The organism is Microbulbifer variabilis (assembly GCF_052468405.1).
Genome location: NZ_CP174343.1, coordinates 2,408,652 through 2,420,620 on the forward strand (window position 1 = coordinate 2,408,652; position 11,969 = coordinate 2,420,620).

Consider the following 11,969-nt stretch of genomic DNA (forward strand, 5'->3'; position numbering starts at 1 on the left):
ATCCTGCGGAAAAGTATCCATCCCGGTGCGATCTACTACTCGCACCCTGAGTCAGCGCTGAGTATCCCTAAAGTCGCCCTTACCCTCAATGAACAACCGCAGATAGTCAAAGGCTATCTGCGGCATTTAAATTGTTAATTTCTATTAAAGTTGACCAACCCATAGTATTTAAACCATCAAAGAACACAGACAAACAACGGAATTTCAAAAGGAGCTATCCATGTCCCGTTACATTGAATCCCAACTCAAGCCGTTCAACGCCAAGGCCTATCAAAACGGTGAGTTTCACGACGTCAGCGATTCCGATGTCAAAGGCAAGTGGGCTGTATTCTTTTTCTATCCTGCCGACTTCACCTTTGTCTGCCCCACTGAGCTAGGCGACCTGGCCGACAACTATGAAGAGTTCAAGAAACTGGGTGTTGAGATTTACTCCGTATCCACCGATACCCACTTCACCCATAAAGCGTGGCACGACTCTTCCGATACCATCGGAAAAATCCAATACCCGATGATCGGCGATCCCACCGGCACCATTACCCGTAACTTCGGCGTGATGATCGAAGAGGAAGGTATCGCTGACCGAGGCACCTTTGTGATCGACCCAGAAGGGCGTGTCCAGATCGTTGAGATCACCGCAGGCGGTATTGGGCGTGACGCCAGCGAGCTGCTGCGCAAGATTAAAGCTGCTCAGTACATCGCAGCACACCCAGGCGAAGTATGTCCAGCTAAATGGAAGGAAGGTGAAGAAACCCTGGCACCATCTCTCGACCTAATAGGAAAGATCTAAGATTTCCCAAACCCTCACAGGATTGGAACTGGCGTTGCCCACCATTTGGTGGGCATTGCCATTTTTTAACTATTGCGGTGGGCAGGGAACGTGTGCAAGAGTCATTGGTACAAAGTAAATTAATCACTCTGGTTTCAAATATCTTTAGGCCGCATCACTGCCTCAATAGAAAAACCAGAGGATGAATTATTAATAAATATCTGTGTGGCTTGACAGACTGCGAAGAACTGAGAAACATGCAATAAGTTGACCCTGAACCACCAATAGCCTACACAGCCAGGCAGCGCAACATTCTTAGAGCTTTTACATTTATAGGTCCATTTGGCAGTATGGAAAAGATAAAAAATAAGTTAATGTGCGTCTCTCCCCACCTTCCATAGCCTGGACATAATGAGGGAACCTTGAGCTCAAAGCGACAACCATTGAGTTTTCTTTTGTCTTTAACTCAACCTCAGCATCCCTTAGATAATTCGTATAGGTGTAGCTCCCTCCCGTATATCCACTGGAGAAATGCAGCACTATCGAGGCATAATAATTTGGATTAGTATCTGTATCCAGATGCTCAGAAATAAAACCTCCTTTTTCTAAAATAGTAAATTGACACCTTGGCATAATAAACTGATCACTTCCTATAATTTCCTTATAGAAGGCTCTCATTTTTTCTGACAGTAAGATAGAAAGTATTTCTGGTGCAATTTTTGTATTCATTAATTTGGGTTTATAGTCTTTAAACTGATCATAAACCACCCTGCTAACAAATATTTCATGAGTATCACCAGCATTACTGAGTGTTACTTTTTCATAGTTAACGTCGCTGGAAATACGCCTTAATATTTGCCACTCTGATTCTGTAAAAGGAATTTCTTTTTTGGGGAAAACCATGGGCTGATGTAAGAGTTCATGCTTAAAACTCAACAGCTGATCATTATATAAGCAGCTTTCTCGACGAAACCCAAAGTTGTCCGACAAAAAATAAACTAAGGTCTCCCGATAGCCCTTTGATATCCGAGTCACTTCATGAAGAAGATTACCATCAGTAATTAACATAGCTCCGGGCTCTATATTTATTCTTTTATCTTCATCAGCAAAATGAAGAATGGTTTCTCCCCCCTGCTGTTGATAGGAATCTATATGCACCACTATTGCAAACTGGTAGTCCAAATGGCTATCTGGCTTGTCTGGATCACCTTGCATATCAGAGTGCAAGCCAACAAAATTCCCCACCTTGAGCCTGTTTACCTGGCATCTTCGAATACACACATTGCCAAACCCGGTTATTCCCTTATAAAACTGTTGCATCTGCTCATTATTTATAATGAGATCAACTTGCTGCATATAGTTTGAGCAGTCCTCAGGGAGGTCAATATCATTCCTTAGCCTACCAACTAGAAGATTATGCTTATCTCCAGCATCTCCATCTAAAACCTCCTCATAATCCAGGTTGCTAGCAATGGAATCTATTTCTTTTAACTTATCCTGGGTGAGAGGATGTGAATCTAACCTTAGATACAAATACTTATCCTTCTTGAGCTTCTCCCTCAAATCTCCAAAATCAACCGATAGATTCATCTCATCCTCACTAACCCGCCTCAAAACCTCTTCATGCAAATAAATGCAGAGCGTATTAGTTCAGCCTAGGTTGCCCTTGCTTACATGCCCAATCCGATAAGGCGCCCGCTTAACATTACTCTTACTCTCTCGGCCAACTACTTGACTAACTTTGCACTGTACTACTTGACCTCACCAATCCCTGCCGCCTACAGGCTTTAATTGCCTGAAAGCCACCTGCTCCCTCCCACCTCGACCTATCAGCCCCCAGCTATCAGAAGATGCAGATAAATTAAAAATTTTTATCACATACATTTATATTAATAATTTTTATCAATGAATACGATTCAATAGTATAGATCCCGTTCCCCAAACAACGACTGACAAGACAGTGATGAGTAAGGAGTTATCCATGTCACGTTACATCGAATCCCAACTAAAGCCCTTTGACGCCAAGGCTTACCAGAACGGCGACTTCTTCGATATCAGCGACGCCGATGTAAAGGGCAAGTGGGCGGTGTTCTTCTTCTATCCCGCAGACTTCACCTTTGTGTGCCCCACCGAACTGGGCGATCTGGCGGATAACTACGAAGAGTTCAAGAAACTGGGAGTGGAGATCTACTCCGTATCCACCGATACCCATTTCACTCACAAGGCCTGGCACGACGCTTCCGACACTATCGGCAAGATTCAATACCCCATGATTGGCGACCCGACAGGCACCATCACTCGTAACTTTGGAGTGATGATCGAAGAGGAAGGTATCGCTGACCGCGGCACCTTTGTGATCGACCCCGAAGGCCGTATCCAGATTGTCGAGATAACTGCCGGAGGAATTGGCCGCGACGCCAGCGAGCTATTGCGCAAGATCAAAGCAGCACAGTACATCGCCGCTCATCCCGGGGAGGTCTGCCCAGCTAAGTGGAAGGAAGGTGAAGAGACCTTAGCGCCCTCCCTCGATCTGGTAGGAAAAATTTAAACCAAATACCTCTGACCCGGCCCACCAACCGGTGGGCCACAACCAATCTGAACTAGTTAGAGAAAGGACACACCGATGTTGGACGCAAACCTGAAAAAACAACTGGACACTTACCTGCAGAATATCGTCAAGCCGATCGAGATTCGTGTGTCCACTGATAACAGCGAAAAATCAAAAGAACTGGAAACCCTGGTAGATGAAATCTCAGGGCTCTCTAGCAAGATTACCGCACAACAGGGCCAGGCCAGGCGCACACCAAGCATGGCTATCGCCCCTGCTGGAGAGGAACCCCGTGTAAGCTTTGCCGGCATTCCCCTGGGCCACGAATTTACATCATTGGTTTTGGCGCTACTACAAGCTGGTGGCCACCCCTCCAAGTTAGATCCCGAGCTGTTGGAGCAAGTGCGTAACTTGGAAGGTGAATTTCACTTTGAAACTTACATTTCCCTCTCATGCCAGAACTGCCCGGATGTTGTTCAGGCACTGAACCTGATGGCCACCCTTAATCCGAACATCACCCACGAGATGATCGATGGTGGGCTGTTCCAGAAGGAAGTCGAGCAACGCAATATCATGGCCGTACCTGCGGTCTACCTAAACGGCGAACATTTCGGCCAGGGTAGAATGTCCCTTGAAGAAATTGTCGGCAAACTGGATACCGGCTCCGCAGAACGTAAAGCTGGAGAATTGAATGAAAAAGCCCCCTACGACCTTCTAGTAGTTGGCGGCGGGCCGGCGGGCGCAGCGGCAGCCATCTACGCCGCACGTAAAGGCATTCGTACCGGACTGGTAGCCGAACGCTTTGGCGGCCAGGTGATGGACACTGTTGGTATTGAGAACTTTATCTCTGTACCTTACACCGAGGGCCCCAAGCTCGCAGCCAGCCTGGAGCAGCATGTTAAAGAATATGGTGTAGATATTGTTACCGACCAGCGCGCAGCAAATTTACAGCGCAACGAGCTGGTAGACATTGAACTACAAAGTGGCGCCACCCTATCCAGCCGCTCAGTAATACTGGCCACGGGTGCACGCTGGAGAGAGCTGGGCGTTCCTGGAGAAGCAGAATACCGCACCAAGGGCGTAGCCTACTGCCCCCACTGCGATGGCCCATTCTTTAAAGGCAAGCGCGTAGCGGTTATTGGCGGCGGCAACTCCGGTATCGAAGCAGCCATCGATCTTGCCGGAATCGTTGAACACGTCACCGTACTAGAATTTGCCGATAAACTGCGTGCAGATGAAGTATTGGTACGCAAAGCACAGCTGATGGACAACATCGATATTATTGTCAATGCACAAACCACGGAAGTATTGGGCGATGGCAACAGGGTCAACGGCCTTGCCTACACTGACCGAGAGTCAGGCGAGAGCAAAAAGCTCGATCTGGCCGGCGTCTTTGTGCAGATTGGCCTGGTACCGAACACGGAATTCCTTAAGGAAACCGATATAGAGATGAACCCTATGGGTGAGATTGTGATCGACGAGCGCGGAGCAACCTCTATCCCCGGCGTTTACGCCGCTGGTGATGCCACTACCGTACCCTACAAGCAGATTGTAATATCAATGGGTGCAGGGGCTACAGCCGCTCTGGGCGCTTTTGATTACTTAATTCGATCTTCAGTTGAGTAATGATAGTAATTAATAGGGGCCAGCAAAAAGCTGGTCCCTAATCAGTAAAAAAAGCATTATGCATTGGCCAACAATTGACTGAATAACTTACAAGCCCTTCAAGCAATCAGGGCTTGAGGTATCAGCTGTATTATTTTCCCAGGTATTCAGCTGATTGGTGCAGAAAGCATTTTCTGTGACATCAATTAAGTCGAACATGCCACTGCCCAGCGCCGTATTATCCTTGATCGTATTTCCTACTGCATTTGTCTCAATAGCAATCCCCAACTCAACACTATCTATAACATAATTATTATTGATTAAATTCCCGGTTACGACATTATCCACATCAATACCATCCTCTCCATTCTCCCTGATAACATTTCCTGACATTGTGTTGAAGCCAGTCTCTATATCAATACCATCATCTAAATTAAAACTGATAAAGTTATTGGTTACCGTGGTATTTTCTGCATTAATCAATAACCCGTTGATACCACTGTTAACTATTTCATTTAGCGTCACCAGTGTATTTTGACCACGAACAGCTATACCATCTATGCCATTGTCATCTATAAAATTACTGCTAATCGTTGTGTACTCTCCCCCTTCAGTGATTGCCACTCCTGTACTTGAAGATCCTGGCCCTGAACCGATTATTTCACTTCCAGAGATGAAATTAAAATCACTTATTACCTCAACTCCATCCGATGTTGAGTTACTAATCTTTGTATTCAAAATAGAATGCGAACCAACCCCTTCTAAAATGATTCCTGTAGGGCAAGCGTCAACTGCACCGCCAGCTACAAATGAAGAAAGACCTTCTACCAATACCCCAGCGATTCCAGCACCTAGAGAATTATCGCAAGTTATCTTGCCCTTACCGAGCATCCTTAAATACCCAGAAGGCCCAACGATAGTAAGCGCATATGGGCTATCAACTGTTAGAGGGCAATGCAACTCCTCTGTCAGAAATGTCGGTATAAGTATTCTATCACCGCATTCAACCGCAAACGCTTGGTGTGGCACAAGAAACCCACACGCCATAAGAGAAGAAAATATAGGACCCGCTGCCAGATTTAAACTCTTCAGATTCATAGTTAATTCCCTGTATATATAAGGCATTCAGCGCCAAAGAAAATCCGTCTGTAACCCCATAGGGGGGTTCTAGCAGCGTAGATTGAAAACACCTGGAAGATTATTGCCTACATATATTTTTTATTCTGAATTCGAGTGTTTTTATTCTGCTTCTACATGTATGACCTGTATGCTTGACATGCCCTGAAACCCGTCCAATAAAAAAGCGTCAAATCAGGATAAATACAAGAAGATCACCCTAAATTTATAACGTCACAAAAAACATCATCACGCAGCAAATACGAATTGAAGACTTCACTTTATAAGGAGTATCTTATGACAGCCAAAACTTCACCGCTTATAAAATAGGTATGATCTCAATGGTGATGGAATAACATATAAAATCGAATCTGGACCATACGGAATGATAGTAAAACATAAAGCACATCGTTTAAACAATTAACTCCGTTCAATTAGACTTCTTAATCTAGACCAACAACCCTTAGAGAATTTCACCAAACTGGTCAATCAAAACATCAGATCACAGTTAAAGCGAGAACGGGCCCCTATAAAACCTATCTCTATTTACTTCAGCCAGAAACGCCAGCAAACTCATTTCAAGCGAATAAATCTATATTTTTGTTTTCCATTACCCCAGTAAGTGAGGCTCATACCCGAATATAGATATTTCGGCACATATATCTAAATTAACCATAGACGGCAGAACTTTTCCCTCCCTCCTTACCCTCTCCAATTGATTGATGACGGATAACGGTGTCGCGATATGCCTAAAAGTGAAGTTGATCCTCACTATCATCTCTAGAAAACGGACAGAAAAACTGAAAATTAATCTATCAAAGGGAACCCTCACCCTAGCTGAGGGTCAGTTCAATTAGTGTAAGTGAACGAGTTCATAAATTTATCCAAGAATTTTTTTCTACAAATCTATGAAACAGTAAAAAAGATTCCAAGGCAAAGAAAAGCCAACTTGCTTCACAGTTTATGCTAAGAAATTATTTTTAAAATGCCAAACAGGCCGAATTAACCCCTTTTAACGGAGCCGCTCAAACAGCAAGATTTTCTTGCTAACAGTTCAACCATAACCGTGAATAATTTTATTCATCTAAGAAAAACGGGCCTAAGAAAGATATAGAAACCTGGAGTAATTTCATGCTACTAAGAACTAAATGTGCCATTGCAACAATGCTACTAATGCCTTTCAGTATGCAGGTTCAAGCTCATGGCTGGTCTGAATACCCAAAGGCCAGGCAAAAAATTTGCTATGACCAGGGAAACATCTGGTCTGGAACACCACCTAACCCCGCTTGCGCACTGGCAAAAACTATTTCTGGATCTTATCCTTTCCAGCAGCACAATGAATTTTCTATCAACATCCCTGACTACAATAATTTTACAGCCGTAAAAAATGCCATTCCTGATGGGACTCTATGTTATGCCAATGACCCCCAGAAAAAGGGCATGGGTGCAGCAACTGAAGCCTGGACCCGGGTTGAAGTCAGTGCGGGAACCTTCGAGTACGTATTTCACGCAACAGCACCACACAACCCATCTTTCTGGCAATTTTTCCTAACAAAACCAAACGCTGATCTTTCGCAACCCCTTGCTTGGGATGACCTGGAGCTTATCCAGGAGGTGGGAAATGTGCCTGTTGTGAATAGTCAATATCGCATGAATGTTACTATTCCAGAAGATAGAGTGGGTAATGCAATTTTATTTGTACGCTGGCAGCGAGAAGATGCAGCGGGTGAAGGCTTCTACAACTGTAGTGATATCACCATTGTAAATGGTGATGTTGAGCCGCCTACCGAACCTGATCCCGGTACTACGGAACCATACCTCATCCAGGGTAACACCTTTATTCCAGAAGACATTAATATCGATTCGGTAGATGTAGGTGACACCGTCAATTACAAGGTATTCAATAAAAATGGTGAGGAACATTCATCATTTTCACTGGCAATTACCGAAGACAATAAAAATGATTGGGATAGACTGCTCGCCTCTCAGGTTACCGGCTGGTATCAATCAAATCACAATGGAAATGTCTTTATCGGCCGCTGGCATGAGGAGATGAACCACTACATGTATTTCCAGGGTGATTTACATGGAAACTATTTCAACTCCAAAGATTCTCGCGCTTCCGGAGAGTTCACTATCACGAGTAATGGAAGCGAGTTAATAGCCGCTATCACGCCCAAGGTTTTAAAACCTCTCGACATAGCAAAGGTGGAGCACGGAGATTTACTGGTACTCTCACCGGGGGAAAGCACAGGAGATATCACTGATACCGCGTGGTCACAAGTAAGTGGAAGCCCTGTTGAAACAGCGACCGGACCTAGTGGTGCACTGGTAATTGATACGTCAAGCTTAACCAATGCACATCATGAGTTGAGCTTCAAATTAACGGTAAGCAGTAACTCTACTACGGATGACGAGGTCTACTCCTTTGTAGTTGAACCATCATCTCCTACTGATCCTACTGATCCTACTGATCCTACTGATCCCAATATTCAAGCTTGGGATAGCAACCAAATCTACACCGCAGGTGATCAGGTAAGCCACAATGGCCAAACATGGACTGCTGGATGGTGGACCAGGGGTGAAGAACCTGGCACAACCGGGCAATGGGGAGTGTGGCGCTAAGCCACCCAACAAGTAACTTTTACTTTATTAACCTAGGGGGCTTGTGACAATTGACACAAGCCCCCTTAACCCTTTCTAAGTTGCAACTTAGTGACGGTATTGGAAATTTCTAGGCGCTCCTACTCCTAAAAATCTCTAGAAAAGTAGCCAAAATACAGCCAGATCAGTTTTTTCTAGATGCCCTGCCCTAGCTGATTGAAGATCAAACACCTGAGATTAACTCATTAACAATATCCATATACTCATCGATATACTTAGAGATACTTTCCTTACTTATCAAAGGTTCACAATAACCAAAAATAAAAACCGAGTTTCGGTAGGTCGTATAATTGACTACCATTAGCGGATTTATGCCATTAGTTAATGTAATCATTGGCTTCTGTATTTCAAAATATCGTATTTCATCTGCTAAAAAGCGCATATTCCCCACGTTTGAAACAATTATGCCTGCCGGGAAAGAGCTTTGTTGCGCTGTAACTTCAGCAGCCATACGGGTTATGTCTTCCATGTTGTAATCAGAACTTAGGTTTTTTGTCATCGGTCTCTGCTTGAGTAGCACAGCGTCAATCTGCTCATTCAAACTTCCGGCAACATCGATAATATCAGCTGAGACAACATTGGGAGGAAGAGCCAAACTGGTAGTTTCTGAAAATGAGCCGATATGATCGAAAGGTATATTAGGACTGCACAATCCTCGTGCATCCATAGCCAGAATAACTTCTGTTAATTTTTTGTAACCAGGTATAGCTCTTGCAGCAATTGATGCTATGGCGCAGTAAACCGCAGTAAGTTTTACCTTGTTTTTTTTAGCCAGCTGGGCCAACAAATCAATCTTTTCCGGCGGCATGAGATATGAGATGGCACAGGCCTTGCGTTCAGAGGGAGCGGCTTCTTTCTCTACTGCCCAGCTAAAATCTCCTTTGCTTTTATGTTCAAGCTCTTCCTCTCCAAAATATCCAGAAGCTTCCAATTGGCTCGCTATGCTTTCCTGTAGGGGCAGAGATTCAACTTGTTCAAGGTTTGTGTTAGAGCGAAGAAATCTATCTAAATCTGAGAACAGTGTCATTATTGACCTGCCATCGAGTACTGCATGAATATTGATCATAGAGACCCACTCGACCAGTCCCTCTTTATTAAGGTACAACCTCAAACTGTATACATATTTTTCACTATCCAGACAGTTCAGCGCATGGGTCTTAAACGCTTCTTCAAGGTTTAAGTCGCTCTTTAGGTGGCATACCTCCAGAGGGATGTCTTTAAAGTCAACATCACAAATCCAGCGCAGTCGCTCCCCCCTTTTCACACGAGCACGTAGAAGTGGATGGCGTTTATGAAGGTAAGCCAATCCCTCACGTAGAGGGCCTACCTTTAAGGGTTCGCAAACCCTTATAAAAGACACAAACTGCAAACCGCCGTGAGACAGCCTGGTCATCTCGACAAATAGTGCTTCTTGGGGGCCAAGCTCCCTCGAGAATGGCTCTAAGCTCATAAAAAACACGCCAAGTATTAAGAATACTGATATACCGTTGCTCTAGACAGTCACCCGCTTAATCATCTACTCACTGTTATTCAGAATAATTCCATATAAAGGCCGAAACCAGTTCCAGATCGTCAAGATCTCCTCAGACAGAGTGCAATTTAGATGGCGCAATTTACGCTAGCACTCATACTTAGTATCGAATTACTTGTTCAATTGTTGGGAGGATTTTATGCCTAAACTCTTATTTCCAGTGGCTTTGGCGATATTTCTTGGCCTCACTGGTGCCACCAGTGTAATTGCACAATCCGATAATCTTCAAGAAAATAAGAAAATTGCGCTAAAAGCTATTGACTTTTGGAAAAGTGACTCAAAAATTGATCCGTCAACAATATTCGCACCTAACTATGTGAATAATCTTGACTCTGCAGTTAGCCCAGATCTTGGAAAGCAAAAGCGTAATCTAAAGGAATTTGAAGCTGAAGTTACAAAGTTTCGTGCCGCATTTAAGGACTTGAAAGTACTCAATAGTATGCAGGTAGCTGAGGGAAATATGGTAGCCACTCATGTTACGGTTAGCGCCAAGCATGTTGGGTCTTTTATGGGAGAAACACCAACAAATAAAACTATCACCTGGGACTGCGTGGAGTTTGTCAAGATAGAAAACGGAAAAATTGTTGAAACCTGGGTCACTTGGGATAAATATGACTTTTTGAAACAAATTGGTATCTTAAAATGATGTCCATTCAGTCTATCAATATTATGTGATCACTCATCGAGCCCTGGTAATCCTACGCCAGGGCCTTCCATTTATAAAAACTACTTTAAAAATTATTCTATAAAAATATTACTGTTACAGAAATGACGAACCACTAACTCGCGCACACTACCAAGGCTTCCTCTAGTAGCTTTCAACTAACCTCAGATCAATCTCTCTCACTGATCTATCACACTAATTAACTATCATTGAATCTATTCGTGACCCCGCCCACAAATATAATCAAACTTAAACCACCACCAATAATTACACCTGCAATTAATTGACATTAAAAATCTTAATTTTACAGTGTGAGGCAAATAATCTAGAAGGAGCCTCATAAACAGAACAATTAATCGAGATGTCACATACAGGATTTATAAAGATCAGGCCTCTTAACTTTTCACGGAATGGAGAGTATCAATGTTTAAAAAACTTCTAGCACTCGCACTTTGTTCAGTTTTTTCTGGTCCAATTCTGGCAAAAACATTGCTCATTGATGGGCAGCAAATTGAAATTGGAGAAATCGCTGTTAACGGTACCGGCTGTCCCGTAGGATCTGTAACAGCCACGGCGACAGATAACAACGAAAATATCGCTATTCTATTTAGTAAGTACAGCGCAGTTACAAACTCTGTAACCCCAATTGCCAGCTCTGACTGTAACTTGGCAGTGCCTTTAAGCGTGGAACCTGGATTTTCAGTAGGAATACTGGATATTGATTGGCGAGGCACGGTATTTTCTGCCGATGGATCACATATCAACTTCCACCGAGAGTACTTTTTCTCTGGCAGCCAAGGTCCAAGCCATGACAATAACTGGAATAGCTCTGGGTTTGAGAACTTTGTCCTCAATGATCGCCCACCATTTGCCTACTATTCCGGGTGCGATGGGGAGGCCCTTATTGCGAGAGCAGATACCGTTGCAACAGTAATCGGCGCTGACAGTTTATTTTCTTTACGCTCTGCCGATGTTGGAGCACAGTTGCTTTTGAATATACAAATTGTTCCTTGCGATGAGTAATTAAGGGCAACTGTTGTCACTCCCCACCCTTTGTAAGGTGGGGAGTACAAAA

9 protein-coding genes are annotated in these 11,969 nt (G+C 43.8%); 6 read left to right on the forward strand and 3 right to left on the reverse strand.

Annotated features, from left to right (window positions below; genetic code table 11):
- The first annotated feature begins 220 nt into the window (after nt 1-220).
- Complete coding sequence (gene ahpC, locus ACJJJB_RS11045; RefSeq protein ID WP_445366246.1) at nt 221-787, forward strand: alkyl hydroperoxide reductase subunit C; 567 nt, start codon at nt 221-223, stop codon at nt 785-787.
- Nucleotides 788-1,096: 309 nt separating this feature from the next.
- Here ahpC (ACJJJB_RS11045) and ACJJJB_RS11050 read toward each other — a convergent pair whose 3' ends face one another.
- Nucleotides 1,097-2,356, reverse strand: coding sequence for a 2OG-Fe(II) oxygenase (locus ACJJJB_RS11050; protein ID WP_444946521.1), 1,260 nt, complete (start codon nt 2,354-2,356; stop codon nt 1,097-1,099).
- Nucleotides 2,357-2,747: 391 nt separating this feature from the next.
- Here ACJJJB_RS11050 and ahpC (ACJJJB_RS11055) point away from each other — a divergent pair, with 391 nt between their 5' ends.
- Nucleotides 2,748-3,314: an alkyl hydroperoxide reductase subunit C gene (gene ahpC, locus ACJJJB_RS11055; protein ID WP_020413221.1), complete on the forward strand. Its 567-nt coding sequence runs from the start codon at nt 2,748-2,750 to the stop codon at nt 3,312-3,314.
- Between the two features lie 75 nt (nt 3,315-3,389).
- Entirely contained in the window at nt 3,390-4,940 is a 1,551-nt protein-coding gene (ahpF, locus tag ACJJJB_RS11060) for an alkyl hydroperoxide reductase subunit F (RefSeq protein ID WP_353376709.1), read from the forward strand.
- 87 nt (nt 4,941-5,027) lie between these two features.
- On the opposite strand, the gene ACJJJB_RS11065 is transcribed toward ahpF, so the two are convergent.
- Complete coding sequence (locus tag ACJJJB_RS11065; protein WP_444946520.1) at nt 5,028-6,017, reverse strand: right-handed parallel beta-helix repeat-containing protein; 990 nt, start codon at nt 6,015-6,017, stop codon at nt 5,028-5,030.
- Between the two features lie 1,149 nt (nt 6,018-7,166).
- On the opposite strand from ACJJJB_RS11065, the gene ACJJJB_RS11070 reads away from it, so the two are divergent.
- The gene (locus ACJJJB_RS11070; protein WP_445366247.1) at nt 7,167-8,660 is read left to right on the forward strand and encodes a lytic polysaccharide monooxygenase; all 1,494 of its coding nucleotides are present in this window, start codon (nt 7,167-7,169) and stop codon (nt 8,658-8,660) included.
- 202 nt (nt 8,661-8,862) lie between these two features.
- Here the strand turns inward: ACJJJB_RS11070 and ACJJJB_RS11075 are convergent, their stop codons facing one another.
- A complete protein-coding gene (locus ACJJJB_RS11075; protein ID WP_444946519.1) occupies nt 8,863-10,149 on the reverse strand; it encodes a hypothetical protein in 1,287 nt (428 codons plus the stop codon).
- Between the two features lie 220 nt (nt 10,150-10,369).
- Between ACJJJB_RS11075 and ACJJJB_RS11080 the strand changes: the two genes are divergently transcribed.
- Nucleotides 10,370-10,876 (forward strand): ester cyclase, encoded by a 507-nt coding sequence (locus ACJJJB_RS11080; RefSeq protein ID WP_282953085.1) that lies wholly within the window; start codon nt 10,370-10,372, stop codon nt 10,874-10,876.
- 441 nt (nt 10,877-11,317) lie between these two features.
- Nucleotides 11,318-11,917, forward strand: a complete 600-nt coding sequence (locus ACJJJB_RS11085; RefSeq protein ID WP_020413227.1) for a DUF4360 domain-containing protein — start codon at nt 11,318-11,320, stop codon at nt 11,915-11,917.
- Nucleotides 11,918-11,969 lie beyond the last annotated feature (52 nt).